We start from the raw sequence: 17448 nt of genomic DNA on the forward strand, positions 1-17448 counted from the left end.
TGTCAGGCGGAGATGATCTTCGTGTATTCGTCGAGTGCTGCCCCATAGTTCTTGGCGTACCAATCCATGTCGAGCGGGATCTGCTTTTTCATGTTCTCGGGATCGACCGGGTTGATGCGCTTCTTGTCGGCGGGGATCAGCGCATCGGTGGCCGGATTGGCCGGACCCTGGCCGAGCTTGTCGAACATGATGAGTTCCTTCTCCGGGTCCTGGGTGCTGGCGATGAACTTCATCGCCGCGTCCTTGCCGCCGGGATTGCCCTTGAGCACGGCGAGCGCGCCGGGCGAGATCAGGCCCTGGTCCCAGATGAACTTGATCTTGCCGCCGGAATCCTGCTCGATGAGCGAAGCCCGGGTCGACCAGACGATCGCCATCGAGGCCTCGCCATTGAGCAGCACGCTCTGGCTTTCGGCGCCGCCACCCCAATAGGCGACGACGTTTTCCTTGAAGGCAGCGATCTTGTCATGCGCGCGCTTGAGGTCGAGCGGATAGAGCGAGGCCGGCGCGATGCCGTCGGCAAGCAGGACCGCTTCCCAGCTCGACACGCCCCATTTGTAGAGCGAGCGCTTGCCGGGGAATTTTGCCACGTCGAAGAAGTCGGCCATGCCGGTCGGTGCCTGGCTGCCGTATTTCTCGGCATCGTAGGCGATGACGTAGGAGAAGAAATAGGTCGAGGCGGCGTGTTCCCAACCGAACCCCTCGCGCATCTTCTTCTTGTCGACGATCGTATAGTCGATCGGCTCGAGCATGCCCTGCGCGCCGAGCGTGATGGCCGAGAACGGATCGACGTCGACCAGGTCCCAGGTCGGGGCGCCGCTCTTGAACTGCGCCGCGATTGCGCCTTCGGTCGGGCCGGAGCCATCCATCTTAACGACGATGCCGGTCTCCTTGGTGAAGGCCTGGCCGTAAGCCGCGTCATAGGCGGTGATGGCGTCGCCGCCCCAGTTGACCAGCACCAGTTCCTTCGCCGCGGCAAAGGCGCCGGTCGAGCGCAGCAGCATCGGCGTGCCGGCCAGCACCAGCGCGGCCAGCTGCGTGAACTGCCGGCGCGAGATCTCTCCGCGCACGGCCCTGGCGGACAGCGCCTCGATGGAATGTTTCTTGGTTTGGTTTGTCATGTCAGTTCCCCTTTTTTGTCGTTGGTATTTCCTGAAAGTCAGCTTGGCGAATTCGCCACGCCGATCGTCATTGTCCTCCATCCGGAAGGAGGAAACCTTTCTCCGCCGGCCAGGTCAGCCAGACGGAATTGCCTTGGCTGAGCGCGGAAGTGGCAACCTCGTTCGGCACCGAGACCGTCATCTTGGCGCCTTGGCGCGTCGTCAGATCGAGCCGCGTTGCAGCGCCGAGATAGGTCGAGGCGACGGCAGTCGCGGCAATGCCGTTCTCGCCTGCGGCGGCTTCGCGGGCGATCGACATGTATTCGGGCCGGATCGCCAGGATGGCGTCGCCCCGGACCTTCTCGGCCTTGCAGCGCATGCTGATCGCGCGGTCTTCGCAGAGGCCCGTCGAGCCATTGTCGGCCGGGCGCACGCCCTTCAGCGGCAGCATGTTGATCTCGCCCAGGAACTCGGCGACGAAGCGGTTGTCCGGCCGATCATAGACCTCGTCCGGCGCGCCGACCTGCAGCAGTTTGCCATGGTTGAAGATGGCGACGCGAGACGACAACGCCAGCGCCTCGCTCTGATCATGGGTGACGAAGACGAAGGTGGTGCCGGTCTCCTGGTGCAACCGCTTCATCTCGGCCTGCATCTGGCCGCGCAGGCCCTTGTCGAGTGCCGAAAACGGCTCATCGAGCAAAAGTACGCCCGGCTCGAACACCAGCGCCCGCGCCAACGCCACGCGCTGCTGCTGGCCGCCGGACAATTGCGACGGCAGTTTCTTCTCGTGGCCCTTGAGCCCGACGCGCTCGATCATTTCGCCGACGCGGCGTTTGATCTCGGCCGCCGGTTTCTTGCGCACCTTGAGCGGGAAGGCGATGTTGGCCTCGACGCTCATATGCGGGAACAATGCGTAGCCCTGGAAAACCATGCCGGCGGCACGCTGCTCGGCCGGCCGCTCGGTGATGTCGACGCCGTCGCTGTAAAGGCGGCCGTCGGTCGGCTGAATGAAGCCGGCAAGGATCATCAGGAAGGTGGTCTTGCCGGAACCGGAGGGGCCGAGCAGGGTGAGGAACTCGCCACGGCCGATATCGAGCGTCAGATCATCCAGCGCACGGAACGAGCCGAAGCTCTTGCCGATCCCGATTGCCTTGATCTCTGCGGCCCGGCCGGGTTGCTGCATCCTGCCCTTTCCTTAGCGTAGGCGAAATCGTAGGCAGGGCGGCGGCTCACCGCAACCGAATAGTTTTCGCCTGATCGGCAAATTTGATTCATCTATGCGCCAATCTCCTCCTCAAGGGGGAGATTAGCGCTCCTTGTTCTCCGACAGCTTCGACCTCAGCCATCGCCCAAACGCCTCCAGCACCGGATGCGCTGCCTTGGCGTGCTCGGAAACCAGAAAATACGAGCGCGGCGAATTGATCGCGATGTCGAAGGGACGCACCAGCCGGCCTTCGCTCAGCGCCCGGCGACTGGTCAGCTCGTCGCCCATGGCGATGCCCTGGCCGGCAATCGCCGCCGAAAAGACCAGGTTCATGTCGGAAAAGAAGATGCCGCCTTCCGGGTCGGGGTTCTCGACCTTGGACAGGGCCAGCCAGCGCGCCCAGTCCTCGGTGTCACCGAGATGCAGGAGATTGGCGCGCAGCACGTCTGCCGGCTTGGAGAAGCCGCCGATCTTGTTGAGCAGCGTGGGGCTGCACAGCGGCGTGAAGGAGATTTCGCACAATGGTTCGACCACGCGGTTCGGCCAGTTGCCGACGCCGAAGGCGATGAAGGCGTCGGCCTCGGCATTGCTGACGTCGTCGAGGCGCCGCGGCGTCAGGATGCGCAGTGCGACATCGGGGTACATCTGCCGGAACTCGCCGATATGGGTGCACAGGAACAGCGAGGCGAAACCCGGCGTACAACTGACACTGAACGAGCCGCCGATGCCGGTGCCGGCATGGCGTGTCACCGCGTCGCCTAGCACCGTCAGCGCCTTGCGCACGTCGCTGGCATAGCGTTGGCCGCGTGGCGTCAGCGCCACGCCCTTGCCGATGCGCGCGAGCAGGTCGAAGCCGAGATCGCGTTCGAGCAGGCGCAATTGATGACTGACCGCACTGCGGGTCAGATGCAGTTCGTCAGCGGCGCGCCAGACGCTGCCGTGGCGGGCAAAACTGTCGAGCGCGCGCAGCGCCTGCGTCGAGGGAATTCTCAAGAGGTGAACCGAATTTGCATGAGCCGGGAAAACATATCACTTTTTGGCGAGGCGCTTCACTGCTTTCTTTCCGCCATGGAGAAACCGGTGACCTCGGCGCAAGCGACCGCGCTTGCCTGTCTGGACGACATCCAGCCGTCGCTGTCGGCGTGGACGCGGACCATCTTCGACTTCGGCGAGACCGCCTGGCGCGAATACCAGTCGGCCGCCTGGTATGTCGAGCGCCTGAAGCACGAAGGCTTTACCGTTGAAGAGGGCTCTGGCGGCATGCCGACCGCCTTCTGCGCCCACTGGACCAACGGGACCGGCCCGACAATCGGCATGTATGCCGAGTACGACGCGGTGCCTGGCAATTGCCAGGATGCGGCGACGGTGAAGCGACCGCGTCCGGGCCTCGGCGAACAGGCCGGCGGCCACACCGATCCGCATTCCGGGCTCGGCATTGCCAGCCTCGGCGGGCTGCTGGCGACCAAGGCGGCGATGCAGCGCCACGGCATATCGGGCACGCTGCGCTTCACCGGAGAGCCGGCGGAGAAGGTGAGGGGATCGAAGCCGATCCATGCCGCGAAGGGCTATTACGATGGGCTGGCGGGCATGATCTCCTTCCATCCTTTTTACATGCTGCCGCTGTGCAACACGGCGCGCTGGGACACGCATTGCGGTGCGGCCTATGCGATGATCTACCGCTTCATCTGCGACGAGCCGGAACATTGGGCGAGGGCGGCAGGCAACGCGGCGCCGATCCCGCAGGCGCATTCGGCGGTCCGGGCGCCGGGCGCCAACGACGCGCTCATGATGATGTACATGGCCTCGAAGGCGCTACGCGATTCCGTGCTGCCGCATCAGGGCGGCTGGTCGATCAGCGAGGCGATCCTGACGGCGGGGCAGGCGACCGCCGACAATCTGCCGGCCGGGCTGGCCGAGATCCAGTACATGATCCGCGTGCCGACGCTGGCGATGGCCGAGCAGGTCACCGCCGTGCTTGACCGCAATGCGGAAGCCGTCGCGGTGATGGGCGGCTGCCGCTATGAGCGGCACTGGGTGTCGAAGTCGCGGCCGGGGCTCGCCAATCACGTAATGGCTGGCATTGCCTTCGACGCGCTGGCGGCGGTCGGGCCGCCGCGCTGGGACGAGACGGCTAAGGCGATCGCCCGCGAAATCCAGGTCAATGCCGGCGGGGTGGCGAGCGAGGAGCCTTTCATCGAGGAACTGGAACTGCTGATCGAACCTCGCGAGGCAGAAGCGATCCTGCGCCGCGACCTGGCGCCGTCGCAGGTGAATTCGACGTCCGACGACTACACCGACATGTCATGGCATACGCCGACGGCGCGGTTCTATGTCGCTCGCCCGGCATTGCGCTCGGAGAACGGTCACGCCTTTCCGTCCTGGGCGATGAATGCGCTGGGCGGCATTTCTGCCACCATCGACCCGATGGTCATCTGCGCCGCAAAGACGGTCGCGCTGGCAGCACTTCGCCTGTTGGAAGACGAGGCCGCGCGCGACGCGGCGATGGACGAATTCGTCGCCCGCACCGGTGGCGGCATCGGCGGCTCGAACTGGATCGCGCCGCTCTGCGACTACGAGCCGCCAATTGGATTTCGCTGGCCGGAATACATCACCTCCCCGCGCGGACGGGACTGGTGGATACCGAGCAACCAAGCCGCATGACTCAACCAAGCCGCCCCTTCACGAGGAGAACCCATGACCGTCCATGACCGCATCGTCACCGAGCCGTTTTCGCTGCAGCGCCGCAACCCGGCCGGCGGCACCAAGAAGCTGACCGCCTGGGGCTTCGCCAACGAGACCGACGTGCTGACCGACGTGCTGCTCGGCTCGCCCAATTTCCTGCGCCATCTCTCGACCAGCTCGCTATCGCGAAAACATCTGCGCGAGGCGCCTTGCAATGTCCAGATCGCGCAGGCGCAGCACAAGGACCTTGTCGCCGCCTATGAGCATTTCGCCGTCAACATCCACTGGCATGAGCCGACGCCGGAACTGCCGATGCAGGTCTATTCACGCGATTCCAGCGTGATGACGCCATATGGCGTCATCATCACCGCGATGGCCAACTGGTGGCGGCGCGGCGAGAACTACGCGGCGATCCGCACCTATGAGAAGCTCGGCATCCCGGTCTATGACATGGTCACCGCCGGCACATTCGAAGGCGGCGACTTCAACGTCATCGAGGACGGCGTGGTGCTGATCGGGTGCGGCGGCGCCCGCACGCAGGAGGAGGGCGCCCGCCAGGTCCAGGCCTGGTTCGACAAGGAGGGCTGGGAGACCCGCATCGCGTTCATCGACGAATATTACGTCCATATCGACCTGATGGTGGTGCCGATCGCCGAGAAGCTGACCGCCGTCTGCCTCGCCTGCACGGAGCCGGGCATCGTCGACTGGCTGAAGGGCAAGGGCCACGAGATCATCGACGTGCCGTTCCAGGACACGATGGCGCTCGGCTGCAACTTCATGTCGCTGGGCAAGGACAGGGTGATCGCGCCGACGTCCAGCCAGGCGCTGATCGGCCAGCTCAAGGCACGCGGCTTCGAGGTCGCGGCCATCGATATGAGCGAGATCTCGAAGACCGGCGGCGGCATCCACTGCATGGCACAGGCGCTGAAGCGCGAGCCGGCCTGAGGGGCCGGCCTTTAGCCCCAACGCTCCCACGAAAGCGCCATTGTCAGCAACGTCGAACCCGCCTGGCTCGCGGCACGCGCCTACAGCACGATGAGCTTTCCCTTGCGCAGACGCTTGGCGCAACGATAGGCGAGGTCGGCGGCGACCATGTCTTCCATCGCAATGCCCATCGCCTTGTAGGTGGTGATCTGTTGATTCGAAACGCGACCCGGCGCGCGGTCGAGCAGCATGGCGCCAAGCTCGGTGCCGAAATCCGGGTCGAAGCCGGCAAGCTCGCAAGAACCGACCGGGGTCGGTTTGAACGCATCCTTGGTTTCGACAAAAAGACTGGATTTGCCGATGAGCTCGATCGGCATTTCTCCGCCGGGCGGCGCCACCCCGACCGACGAGACATGCGTGCCCGGCTGGACCCAGCCTGCGTCGATCACCGGCTGGTAGGAGTGGGTCGCCAGGCACACCACGTCCGAACTGCGCACTGCCGCCTCGAGGTCGGCGACCGCCACCACCGACGGATGCAGCCGGGCAAGCGCTGCCGCATCGTCGAAGCTCTTCGAAGCGACCCGGATTTCGGCAAAGTCGCGCACCAGCGGCAACAGATGCAGGTGCTGGTTGGCCTGCACGCCGGCGCCGATCACTGTCGCTATCCTGGCATCCCGGCGGGCAAGCGCGCGCACCGACAGCACGGCGGAGCCGGAGGTTCGCACCGCGGTTATGAAGGTGCCGTCCATGATGCAGACCGGCAGGCCGGACAGCGGATCGAACAGGCTGATGGTGGCGAGATGGCTGGGCAGGTTCTTGGCCAGGTTGCCTTCGAAGACATTGACGATCTTGACGGTCAGGTTCATGTCCTCCATCCAGGCCGGCATGGCGAGGCTGTAGCCGGCTCCGGGGATGTCGAGCTGTGGTCGGGGTGGATTGACGACCTTACCTTGTGACAGCGCCTTGAAGCCGTCTTCCAGAACGTCGAGAAGCTGGCTGAGGTCGATGCACGCCATCACGTCGGCTTCGCTCAGCACCAGGATCTCGGTCGCTCCCTTGCTGATTTCCGCCGCACTCTTGCCGGCTGGGCTGCACGCTTCCTTGGTCATCCTGCACTCCTGTGTTCGTCGAAATCGGCTCACCACATCTGCTTTGAGTGGGTGAGGGAAGCGCAGGCTATTGCGAGGTTTTATGTGATGAAATACGTTGATTTTGGCATCTGTGCGTGAATTAAGCACACAAATCCCTGAGATAGAGTGGATTGTGAATGGACGATCTCGACCAGATAGACCGCAGCCTGCTCCGGCTGCTGCAGGAGGATGGGCGCCGGACGACGCTTGATCTTGCCGGGCGTGTCGGGCTGTCGCCGACCGGAACCAGCCAGCGGGTGAAGCGCCTGTTCCGCGACGGGTTCATCACCGCGGTCAGGGCTATGCTCGATCCGCGCAAGGTCGGCAGGGGAACGCTGGTGTTCATCGAGGTCAGGCTTGACCACACGGCGCCGCATGTCTTTGACCGCTTCGCCGAAGCCGTGGCGAAAGCTCCGGAGGTTCTGGAGTGCCATATGGTGGTTGGCGGTTTCGATTATCTGGTCAAGGCGCGGATCGCTGAAATGGCGGTGTTCCAGGATTTCCTGCAGCGGGTCATCCTGCCTCTGCCCGGCGTGCGCGAAACGCACACTTTCGCCTCCATCGCCGATGTCAAGCCGAACGCCCTCTTGCCGGTGTAATCAGATGGAGGAGGGGAATGCTGTTCAGGGCGACGTTGAACGCATCTTCGCCACCTTGTCGCTCCCCCTAGCGCGCCTCCTGGTGCAGAGATGCCGGAGACCGGCTCTAGCCTTGCAGGGTCAGCAGGTTAGCGTCGCGCGCGAGCCGCCACTCACCATCTGGCTCCTTACGCAGGAGCGTCAGCGCATATCCCGATCGATGGACCGGCTCGCCATTCGGCGGGGTCGCGGTCATGTCGATGCGGCTGCGGATGAAGGCCCAATTGCCGAGAAGCTGTAGTTCCACGATATCGCTCGTGCCGTCGATATGAACGCCGGCCGTCTCCTGCGCGGCCGCCGCGAAGATCTCCTTGTCGAAGGGTTCCCGGCCGGGAACCATGAAGATCGCATCGTCCGTCATCAAGCTGAGGACAGTCGCGATGTCTCCACGCTTACTCGCATCCATCCACGTCTCGACCAGCTTTCGGATTGCTGTTTCGTCGCCCGTCATCCGTTACCTCCCTGGCATCTCGCCGTCATCGATAGCGCACGGCGCTTCCCCCTCGCTGAAACATAGGGCTTAGATCGCTGTCGTCATCGATTGCGGTGGTCCTCGACGTCGCGCGGCGTGGGGCATGGTCCGTGAAACGGCAGGTCCGCGCCCTCCATGCCTATCGCCAGCCGCCCGAGGCGGTGATGCGCTCGCCGGTCAGCCATGACGCCTCGTCGGAGGCGAGGAACACCGCGACGCGGGCGACGTCATCGGGCAGGCCGAAGCGACCGAGCGGGGTCATGGCGATAATCTGCTTCTCGAATTCGCTGCCGACGATGCCGATGCGCGCGAGGCCTTCGGTATCGATGCCGCCGGGCGCGATCGCGTTGACGCGGATGTTGCGTGCGCCGAGCTCCCGCGACATCGACAGCGTGATCGTGTCCACCGCTCCCTTGGTGGCGGCGTAGACGAGCGAGTTCGGCTGCGGATTGCGGCTGGCAACCGAGCTTATGTTGATGATGCTGCCGCCGCCCGGGCCAAAATGGCTCACTGCTGCTTGCGTGGTCAGAATGATGCCCAACACATTGGTGTCGAACTCACGGTGGAACTCGGCCTCGGTAACCGCTTCCAGCGGCTCGAACGCGAAGACGCCGGCATTGTTGACCAGGATGTCGAGCCCGCCAAACTCCGATTTCGCCGCCTCGAACAGGCGGCGCACGTCGGCCGCTTGCGACACGTCGCCCTGGACGGTGACGGCGCGGCCGCCACGGTCCTCGATCTCGGCGACGACGCGGTCGGCGCCTTCCTGTGACGAGGCGTAGTTGACGACCACCGCGGCGCCGGCCGTGGCAAGACCCTTGGCGATGGCAGCGCCGATACCCTTGGAGGCGCCGGTGACGATGGCGACCTTGCCGTTCAGCTTGCTCATCAAATCTCTCCTTTGTCGATGATGAGCGGTATTTAATGATGATCAGAAATCGTATTAGGATCATCATGATCCATTCTTTCGTGCCTGGAATTCCGGAATGACCACCATCCTCGAAAAGACCGCCGGTCTCGTCGCCTTCGTCCGCACGGTCGATGCCGGCTCGTTCCATGCCGCCAGCCGGCTGGTCGGCTCCAGCCCATCGGCGGTGTCGAAAAGCGTGGCGCGGCTCGAGCGGCGGCTGGGCGTCAGGCTGATCAAGCGCTCGACGCGCCGGCTCGGGCTGACCAGTGAAGGCATCGCTTATTACGAGCGCGTGGCGCCGCTGCTCAGGGCGCTGGACGATGCCGAAGACATCGTCCAGCTGGCCGATACAGCGCGCGGCCTGCTGCGCGTCACAGCGCCGGTCGAACTCGGCCGCGGCCTGATCGCGGCATGGGCGCAGGCGTTCCTTTCGCGGCATGGCGCAGTCAAACTAGAGCTCAGCGTCACCGACCGCCACGCCGACCTGATCCGCGAAGGCTATGACGTTGCGGTGCGCATGGGGCAGCTCTCGGACACCGGGCTCATCGCGCGCAAGATCGCCAATCTGCCGATCGTGCTGGTGGTCTCACCGGCCTATGTCGAGCGGCGCGGCCGTCCGGCATCGGTCGAGGATTTACCGAACCACGAATTCGTCCGCTACCAGATGGCCGGCCGGCCCTATCCCGTCACTTTTGCCGACGGTACGATGATCGTGCCGGATGGGCGGCTCGATACCGATGATGGTGGTGCCATCCGCAATGCGGCACTTGCCGGCGCCGGCATCGCGCATCTGATGCGGTTTGCCGTGCAGGACGATCTCGACACGGGCCGCCTGGTCCGCATCCTGCCCGAGGTGGCGATGCCGACCATGCCGGTGTACATCGTCCATGCGTATGGGCGACAGCTACCCGTCCGGGCGCGGCTGTTCGTCGATTTCCTGGCGGGCCAGATGGCGGCGCTGATGCGATAGCGCAGCGCGGAATGACCTCCGCAGCCGATCCGACGCCGTCGCAAGCAAGATTCTTGCCCCATCACCCGATCTTCAGAACGCAATCTTCACTGACTCGGCGCTGCGGTTGGCCGGGCCGTGGTGGACGGCCTCGATATTGTTGCCGTCGGGATCGAGCAGGAAGGCGGCGTAGTAGCCGGGATGGTAGTGCTGCCGCTCGCCCGGTGCGCCATTGTCCGTGCCGCCGCCATCGAGGCCGGCCCTGTAGAAGGCGTCGACCATGGCGCGGTCCTTTGCCTGGAAGGCAAGGTGGTGGCGCCCCGTCAGCTTTCCCTGGGCTGCCGGGCTGTCGGGGCTGGAGATGAACAGCTCGTCGGCCCAGAAATAATCCTCGGCGCTGCCGCCGATCGGAATATCGAGCACCTTGAAAACCGCCTCGTAAAAGCGCCGGCTGGCCTTGAGATCCCTGACCACCAACTGGATGTGGTCGATGAGACGGCCGCGATGAAGTTCCATACCTGATAGCTCCTTATCGCCAGGCTGGAAATCTAGCTCAGCACTGTGCACGGTCAATGCAATGGAGCAATTGAGCGGCGCAATTTCTTGACTGGATAAAAAATGCAACCGGATTGTCGGATTCAAAACGTCTCCAACGTCCTTCGGACGCAAGCGGCTCGGCGAAGCTCGAAAAGGTCGTGCCGTATCAACGCTTCCGGCATGGGAGAAAAGTGAAATGAGCCTTCCCTATCGTTGGGTTATCGTCGCGGCTGGCGCGCTGATGACCTGTGTCGCCCTCGGGGCGATGTTCTCGCTGGCGATCTTCCTCGAACCGATGGCGCTCGACACACAATGGTCGCGCGCCGGCATATCGAGTGCGATGACGCTGAACTTCCTGGTAATGGGCCTCGGCGGCTTCGCCTGGGGCGCCATTTACGACCGCTTCGGCGCTCGCATCGTCGTCATGACCGGCGCCGTATTGCTTGGCCTGGCGCTGGTCCTGGCCAGCCGCACCGGCTCGCTGCTCGTTTTCCAGCTGACCTATGGCGTGCTCGTCGGCCTCGCGGCAAGCGCCTTCTTCGCGCCGATGATCGCGCTGACCTCCGCCTGGTTCGACACGAACCGCAGCCTCGCGGTCTCGCTGGTCTCGGCCGGCATGGGCGTAGCGCCAATGACCATCTCGCCCTTCGCGCGCTGGCTGATTTCGGCCTATGACTGGCGCACGGCGATGTTCGATATCGGCATAACCGCGTGGGTGCTGCTACTGCCGGCCGCGCTTCTGGTGCGCCAGCCGCCCCAGCCCGCTGCCGACGGCGCTGCCCCAACCGTTGCCGCCGAGGGTGCCGGCATGACGGTTCCGCAGGCGCTGCGCTCGCCGCAATTCATCGTGTTGGGACTGACCTTCTTTGCCTGCTGCGCAGCGCATTCGGGGCCGATCTTCCATATGGTGAGCTATGCGATGCTGTGCGGCATAGCGCCGATGGCGGCGGTCAGCATCTACAGCATCGAGGGCCTGGCAGGGCTGGGTGGCCGGCTGCTTTACGGCGTGCTTGCCGATCGGCTGGGCGTCAAGCCGGTGCTGATCACCGGGCTGGCCATACAGGCGGTGGTCATCGCCGCCTATCTGGCGGTCAGCGAGCTTGGTCAATTCTACACGCTCGCCGTCATCTTCGGCGCCACCTATGGCGGTGTCATGCCGCTCTATGCGGTGCTGGCGCGCGAATATTTCGGCCAGCGCATCCTCGGCACGGTGTTCGGTGCCGTAACCATGCTGTCCAGCCTCGGCATGGCTTTCGGCCCGCTCGCCGGCGGCATGGTGTTCGATGCCTATGCCAGCTATTCCTGGCTGTTCATCGGCTCGGCCCTTGTCGGGCTTGGCGCGATGGCGATTGCGATCGCCTTCCCGCCGCTGCCGCGCCGGGAGTTGCAACCGGCTTAAAGCCGGATCAGCAGAAAAGGGCGGCCGCTTGGATGGCAAGCGGCCGCGATCTGGCAGTGCTTGTTCGGCATTATGAAAAGCGAATTGCTATGCTCGCAGAGGCACCACCTCGGCGCCATCAAGCGTGTAGCGCGCATAGCGGAAATCGCGAATTCTCGCCAATCTGTCGCCCGTCCATTCCAGCAGGATAAAGTATCTTGGCCCTCCGGCCGAGTCATCCGGATCGATGACAAGTATGGCTGGGTGCCGATCCACCAGGCCTGGAAGCAGCCGCCAATCGTGGATACCCGCGTAATTGTGGAAGTACCGGCCCACTTTCGTGCGGCCGCTCGCCCGGAGCCGGTTGACGAGGTCAAGCCGCACGTCCTCGGCCAGCATGTCGCGGATCGTATCGAAGTCGCGGGCGTTGAACCGCTCCACATAGGCTGCCAGACGCGCCCGCTCGGGCTCGGCCAACACCGGCACAGGCCGATCGTTAGGCTCGCCGGCGACTTCGCGCAGGCGCAGACGGCCGCGATGCAGTGCGGCTTTCACCGCCGGAACGCTGCTGTCGATAATGTTGCCGATCTCTTCGATCGTATAGCCGAGCACATCCATGAGGATGACGCTGCTACGCTGCGCCGCGGGGAGGCGCATGAAGGTCTGCAGGCTTGCGGCTGCAGTGTGTCGACCCTCGGCCGACATGCCGGGGTCAGGTATCATGTCGATATCCTCGATGGCATGCGCGGCATCCACCCTGGCGCGACGGCGCAGGTGGTCGAGCGCTGCATTGTGCGCGATGCGGAACAGCCAGCCCTCGACATTGGCTATCGGTCCGGTCCCTGGGAACGCCTCGAGCGCCTTGACCGTAGCTTCCTGGACGACATCCTCGGCATCGATCACCGAACCGGTCATGCGGGCACAATAGCGGTGCAGTTTCGGCCGCAATTCGCCGAGCAGCCGGTCAAATGGCTCCCGTCCTTCTGGCGTGCCGGATGCGGATCCGGTCATCGCACAAGGATCGATTTCATTGCGTGTCTCCCAGGGCAGGCGCGCCCGCCATCAGGCGCAGCGTCTTATAGACGCTCGACGATGGCAAAAGGATTCGGTCGAAAAAACTTTCTTTAGCTGGAATCCTTTGGTGGTGCCTCCGCGTCTCTGGATCATGGGACCGCGAGACTGGCGGGCCCTCTGTTCAAGCCGGAGGCGCCATAATCATGAGCAAGCAAAGTGCGGGATCAACGAAGGTCTGGGTTCTCGCCCTCACGTCGATAGGCTCCTTGATGGTCGTTCTCGATGCGATGGTCGTGGCGACCGCATTGAGCACGATGCGGGTCGAACTCGATGCCTCGCTGGAGACGCTGCAATGGACGATGAACGCCTATAATTTGAGCTTTGCCGTCCTGCTCATGACCGGGGCTGCGCTCGGTGACCGGTTCGGTCGCCGCCGTACGCTCGTTGCCGGATTGGCGTTGTTCGTCGCAGCGTCGGTTGCCTGCGCGCTCGCTGGAAATGCCGGATTGCTGATTGCGGCCCGTGCGGTTCAGGGCGCGGGTGCTGCAATGGTCATGCCGCTGGCCATGGCGCTGCTGAGCGTCGCTTTTCCCCCGGAGGAACGAGGCAAGGCGCTGGGTATCTTCAGCAGCATCACCGGCCTGGCCCTGATCATCGGTCCGATGGCGGGCGGTGCGATCTCCGAAGGCCTCTCCTGGCACTGGATCTTCTGGCTCAATGTTCCGGTCGGCATCGTTCTCATCCCGCTGGTGCTGCGTCGGATTCCGGAGAGTTACGGGCCGGGCACGGCTATCGATGTCCTCGGCGTCGTGCTGGTGACTGCGGCGGCATTTGGAGTGGTCTGGGGTCTGATGCGCGGCAACATCGTCGGCTGGAGCAGCTCTGAAGTGCTGTCGGCGCTGACGGCCGGGCTGGTTCTGGCCATCGCATTCGTCCTTTGGCAGCTGCGTACCCGTGAGCCCATGCTGCCTTTGCGGTTCTTTCAGGCGCGCGCATTCTCCTCGGGCGTAGGGGCGAACTTCCTGCTCTGCGCCGCCATGTACGGCCTCGTATTCCTGCTGCCGCAGTTTCTGCAGTTTGCCCAGAGCCGTGGGCCGCTCGGGGCCGGCATGGGATTGCTGCCCTGGACCGCCACGCTTTTCGTGGTCGCACCGATCGCCGGCAGCCTGATCAACCGCGTCGGCGAGCGCTGGCTTGTCGTGGCCGGATTGATCCTGCAAGCGGCTGGAATGGCCTGGCTGGCGCAGATCGCAGCACCTGATCTGCCCTACATCCAGCTAGTCGCGCCCCTGATCATTACCGGTGCCGGCGTGTCGATGGCCATGCCTGCCGCGCAGAATGCGGTCCTCAATGCGGTCGCGCGGCCGGAGGTCGGCAAGGCTGCCGGCACGTTCAATACATTCCGCTTTCTGGGCGGCGTATCCGGGATCGCGATCGCCGGTGCGGTGTTCGCCGGCACTGGAAGCTTCTCGTCCACCGACGCGTTCAGCGATGGCTTCACCGCGGCAATCGACGTCTCCGCGCTGCTCTCGCTCGCCGGCGCGCTCGTCGGAATGGGGCTTCCGGAGCGTCGCACAGTGGCGCTCGCGAATGCCGGCAAGGAGGCGTAATTGTCGCTCGGAGGCGGGAAGCTCGCGCGAAGCGGGTCCCCGCTTCAAAACGCCTTCTACTGCCCGGCGGATGCGAGGGTGCCGCTCGCCATGAGGCCCCACAACTGGTCGGCGCTCAAGTGCCTGGCGGATCCGTCATAGGCCACGCGTCCGAGGCTGAGAACCACGATCCTGTCGGCCAGCGCCCGCACCGTGGCGAGATCGTGTGTGACGAGGCTGACGCCAGTGCCGCTGGCGGCGATCGAACGGATCAGCTTCACGCGTTCCGTGATGGCGGCGAACATGCTGCATCGCAGCACCCTGCCGCCGATATCGGCGGGCCAAGGCAGCGCGCGAAAATCGTCAAAAATGGACAATTCGGGCTGGCTCCCGCTGTTTTTTGGCTTTGATTAGCCGCGCCTCACGTTCCTGTTTCAAATATGTCAACTTTTTGTGTTGCGTTGCACAATGGTGGCGCCTTATCCTGCGTGAGGGGGGCGCTTCCGATTGGAAATGCGCCGTGAACGACGCCGCTATGTTGACCGATTGGCAGTTTCGCCGTCCCGCCGGCGCACGCCGCTAATGGGAAATGCGCGCGACACCCAATTGGACGCGCTGAGGGCCATCGCCGTGACGATGGTGCTGTACGCACACTTCTTCGCGGCCGGAGGATCCTCGTTCTGGGGCCATATCGGCGTACGTCTGTTCTTCGTGCTGAGCGGCTTTCTGATTACCCGCCTGCTGCTCGAAGCCCGCTCGGCCGCCGAATTCGAAACCGGACCGGCGCTGAGATCCTTCTATATCAGGCGGGCGCTGCGGATATTCCCGCCCTATTTCGCCGTGCTGGGTTTCGTCTGGCTTACGGACATGGAGCAGTCGAGAGGATCGCTGGCCTGGCACGCGCTCTATCTGTCGAATTTCTGGTACGCAGCGCAGAATGAATGGACGCCCTGGCTGCTCTGCCATTTCTGGAGCCTGAGCATCGAGGAGCAGTTCTATATCGCCTGGCCGTTGATCGTGCTGCTGGCGCCGCGCCGGCGCCTCGAAGCGATCTGTATCGCCGTTATCGGGCTGTCGCTGGCCTACCGGTTTTATTGGCCGATCGCGGGAACACCCGGTTTGTCGCGCGACCTGCTGCCGCCGGCGTCGATGGACGCGCTGGCGTCAGGGGCGCTGCTTGCCGCTTACCGGTCAAGATCCGCTGGCCTGCCGCAATGGCTTCGAGCTGGCTGGCCGTGGCTCGCCGCGGCGTTTTTCGTTCTGCAGTGGTTTGCGCCGGCGCCGGCAAATCCGCTGCAGGAATGGGGCCTCTGGCTGCTGTTGCAGATCCTGCCTCTCGTGCCGCTGGTGGTCATCGTTGCAAGCTGTTCGACAGGCGTTTGTGGCTATATCGGAAAAGGTCTCGAACTGCCGCCGCTGCTTGGCCTTGGCCGCATCAGCTACGGCGTTTATCTCTACCATCCGATAGTGCTGTCGCTCGTCGTCAAATCGCAGCCCTGGATTCCGCTCAACGTCTCGGAACAAGGGCCGGGACGGTTCCTGGTGGCGGGAACGGTGACGCTCATGCTGGCGTCGGTTTCATGGCTGCTTTTCGAGAAGCCGCTCAACAGCCTAAAGCGCCACTTCCCCTATGTTGCCCGGAGAGGCCGAGCCGGCTTCCCGACAGGCATCGATACGACCAACAGCGGTTGGCTCGCGGCAGGAGCATATCCGAGCAGGCCGCTTGATGGCGCATCGCGCTTGCCACGCAAGTTGCAACGAAGCGGTCGGGGCTGACCAATGGCTGCTCCCTTAGTCTCCGTTCTGCTGCCGACCTACAATGCGGGACCTTATCTTGCCGCTGCGCTGGGTAGCATCCTGCGCCAGGATTACGATCGTCTGGAGGTCATCGCCATCGATGATGGCTCGACCGACAACTCACTGCAGATCCTACAGAAATACCGCCAGGCCGACAATCGCATCTCGATCATCTCACGCGAAAACCGTGGCCTGATTGCAACTTTGAACGAAGGCCTGGCCATGGCCCGCGGCGATCTGGTCGCCAGGATGGACGCCGACGATGTCGCCTATCCCCGGCGCCTGTCGCGACAGGTCGCGCTGTTCAACCAGCAGCCTGACCTCGCGCTGTGCGGCGCGGGTTTCGACACCTTGCTCGGCAACCGCATCGTCAGGGGTTCGCCCGATCCGATATTCCAGGACAATAGCCTGCGCATCTTGTCGATGTTCTTCACGATCTGCATGCATTCCACGGTCGTCTACAACAGGAAGGTCATCGAAGAGAGCGTTCTATTTTATAACGAAAGGTACAAGCACGCCGAAGACTTCGACCTGTTCAGGCGGCTGACCGACCGCTACCCGGCGGCCATGATCCCCGAAAGCCTGATCGCCTATCGTATCCATGACGACAGCGTGACCAACAGGCACAAGCGCGAAATGCGCAGGACGCATTTGAAGATCGTCGCCGAGAACCTCGAGCGCGAGGGGCTCGCGGAAGAGACGCAAGACCTCCGCGACATCGGTGAGGTCCTGTCGATGGGCACGGTTCGCCGTGCCGCCGAGTGGATCCTTGCGCTGGAAGAAAGGATTGCCGCGCTGCCGGCCGAGGCGAGGCCGAGCTACCAGGCCGGCACGCTGAACCTGTTCTACTTCCTCTATCAGCTCATATCGGGAGAAAGACAGCCGTTGCTGATGCACGAATTCCTGACGCGGACCGCGAAATGGAAGCTCATCCGGCGCCGCGAGCAGTACGTGTTTCGCACCGGTGCCTTCGCGCCGCGCTTCAGTCTCGCCTCGATGTCGGTCACCAGGCAGGTGGATGCCCTGTCGCGGTATCTGCAATCCGTGCCGGCCGCGGCGGTTTTGCCTTCGAACCAGTTGAGCTAGCAACGCATGTTCGTCAAATCGCACCAGCTCCAGCAGCGCGG

The 17448-nt window shown here is 63.9% G+C and carries 17 protein-coding genes; 8 read left to right on the forward strand and 9 right to left on the reverse strand.

From position 1 onward, the window contains the following. Window positions 1-2: 2 nt before the first annotated feature. The 3 genes from NKH71_RS14075 to NKH71_RS14085 form a co-directional block, all read right to left on the reverse strand. Window positions 3-1118 (reverse strand): ABC transporter substrate-binding protein, encoded by a 1116-nt coding sequence (locus NKH71_RS14075; protein ID WP_352494434.1) that lies wholly within the window; start codon window positions 1116-1118, stop codon window positions 3-5. A 67-nt stretch (window positions 1119-1185) separates the two neighbouring features. Next, on the reverse strand, window positions 1186-2280 hold the full coding sequence (locus NKH71_RS14080) for an ABC transporter ATP-binding protein (protein ID WP_352788144.1): 1095 nt from the start codon (window positions 2278-2280) through the stop codon (window positions 1186-1188). A gap of 123 nt (window positions 2281-2403) precedes the next feature. Next, window positions 2404-3294: a LysR substrate-binding domain-containing protein gene (locus tag NKH71_RS14085; protein WP_352641004.1), complete on the reverse strand. Its 891-nt coding sequence runs from the start codon at window positions 3292-3294 to the stop codon at window positions 2404-2406. 75 nt (window positions 3295-3369) lie between these two features. Between NKH71_RS14085 and NKH71_RS14090 the strand changes: the two genes are divergently transcribed. Continuing rightward, the gene (locus NKH71_RS14090; RefSeq protein WP_352788228.1) at window positions 3370-4962 is read left to right on the forward strand and encodes a zinc-binding metallopeptidase family protein; all 1593 of its coding nucleotides are present in this window, start codon (window positions 3370-3372) and stop codon (window positions 4960-4962) included. Window positions 4963-4995: 33 nt separating this feature from the next. After that, a complete protein-coding gene (locus NKH71_RS14095) occupies window positions 4996-5928 on the forward strand; it encodes a dimethylarginine dimethylaminohydrolase family protein (protein WP_352788147.1) in 933 nt (310 codons plus the stop codon). A gap of 80 nt (window positions 5929-6008) precedes the next feature. On the opposite strand, the gene NKH71_RS14100 is transcribed toward NKH71_RS14095, so the two are convergent. Beyond that, window positions 6009-7016 (reverse strand): ornithine cyclodeaminase family protein, encoded by a 1008-nt coding sequence (locus tag NKH71_RS14100; RefSeq protein ID WP_023720585.1) that lies wholly within the window; start codon window positions 7014-7016, stop codon window positions 6009-6011. Between the two features lie 158 nt (window positions 7017-7174). On the opposite strand from NKH71_RS14100, the gene NKH71_RS14105 reads away from it, so the two are divergent. Next, a complete protein-coding gene (locus NKH71_RS14105) occupies window positions 7175-7636 on the forward strand; it encodes an Lrp/AsnC family transcriptional regulator (protein ID WP_023720584.1) in 462 nt (153 codons plus the stop codon). Between the two features lie 106 nt (window positions 7637-7742). Here the strand turns inward: NKH71_RS14105 and NKH71_RS14110 are convergent, their stop codons facing one another. Together NKH71_RS14110 and NKH71_RS14115 are read right to left on the reverse strand one after the other, a co-directional pair. Further along, on the reverse strand, window positions 7743-8126 hold the full coding sequence (locus NKH71_RS14110) for a YybH family protein (RefSeq protein WP_023722391.1): 384 nt from the start codon (window positions 8124-8126) through the stop codon (window positions 7743-7745). A 160-nt stretch (window positions 8127-8286) separates the two neighbouring features. Next, window positions 8287-9036, reverse strand: a complete 750-nt coding sequence (locus NKH71_RS14115) for an SDR family NAD(P)-dependent oxidoreductase (protein ID WP_023722390.1) — start codon at window positions 9034-9036, stop codon at window positions 8287-8289. A gap of 97 nt (window positions 9037-9133) precedes the next feature. Between NKH71_RS14115 and NKH71_RS14120 the strand changes: the two genes are divergently transcribed. Continuing rightward, window positions 9134-10027 carry a LysR family transcriptional regulator gene (locus NKH71_RS14120; protein WP_352788150.1) on the forward strand — a complete coding sequence of 298 codons (894 nt, stop codon included), beginning with the start codon at window positions 9134-9136 and terminating at the stop codon, window positions 10025-10027. Between the two features lie 72 nt (window positions 10028-10099). Here the strand turns inward: NKH71_RS14120 and NKH71_RS14125 are convergent, their stop codons facing one another. Next, window positions 10100-10522 (reverse strand): VOC family protein, encoded by a 423-nt coding sequence (locus NKH71_RS14125; RefSeq protein ID WP_023722388.1) that lies wholly within the window; start codon window positions 10520-10522, stop codon window positions 10100-10102. Window positions 10523-10739: 217 nt separating this feature from the next. Here NKH71_RS14125 and NKH71_RS14130 point away from each other — a divergent pair, with 217 nt between their 5' ends. Continuing rightward, window positions 10740-11942, forward strand: a complete 1203-nt coding sequence (locus tag NKH71_RS14130; protein WP_023722387.1) for an MFS transporter — start codon at window positions 10740-10742, stop codon at window positions 11940-11942. Between the two features lie 87 nt (window positions 11943-12029). On the opposite strand, the gene NKH71_RS14135 is transcribed toward NKH71_RS14130, so the two are convergent. Then, window positions 12030-12932: a sigma-70 family RNA polymerase sigma factor gene (locus NKH71_RS14135; protein ID WP_352788153.1), complete on the reverse strand. Its 903-nt coding sequence runs from the start codon at window positions 12930-12932 to the stop codon at window positions 12030-12032. Between the two features lie 206 nt (window positions 12933-13138). Between NKH71_RS14135 and NKH71_RS14140 the strand changes: the two genes are divergently transcribed. Continuing rightward, window positions 13139-14545 (forward strand): DHA2 family efflux MFS transporter permease subunit, encoded by a 1407-nt coding sequence (locus NKH71_RS14140; RefSeq protein WP_352589600.1) that lies wholly within the window; start codon window positions 13139-13141, stop codon window positions 14543-14545. 56 nt (window positions 14546-14601) lie between these two features. Here NKH71_RS14140 and NKH71_RS14145 read toward each other — a convergent pair whose 3' ends face one another. Further along, window positions 14602-14901 carry a P-loop NTPase family protein gene (locus NKH71_RS14145; RefSeq protein WP_156948281.1) on the reverse strand — a complete coding sequence of 100 codons (300 nt, stop codon included), beginning with the start codon at window positions 14899-14901 and terminating at the stop codon, window positions 14602-14604. 205 nt (window positions 14902-15106) lie between these two features. Here NKH71_RS14145 and NKH71_RS14150 point away from each other — a divergent pair, with 205 nt between their 5' ends. Beyond that, window positions 15107-16300: an acyltransferase family protein gene (locus NKH71_RS14150; protein WP_352788157.1), complete on the forward strand. Its 1194-nt coding sequence runs from the start codon at window positions 15107-15109 to the stop codon at window positions 16298-16300. A 3-nt stretch (window positions 16301-16303) separates the two neighbouring features. Beyond that, on the forward strand, window positions 16304-17407 hold the full coding sequence (locus tag NKH71_RS14155) for a glycosyltransferase family 2 protein (protein ID WP_023722381.1): 1104 nt from the start codon (window positions 16304-16306) through the stop codon (window positions 17405-17407). Window positions 17408-17448: the final 41 nt, after the last annotated feature.

Origin of the sequence: Mesorhizobium sp. M0983 (assembly GCF_040318975.1) — a bacterium.
Lineage (GTDB): Bacteria > Pseudomonadota > Alphaproteobacteria > Rhizobiales > Rhizobiaceae > Mesorhizobium.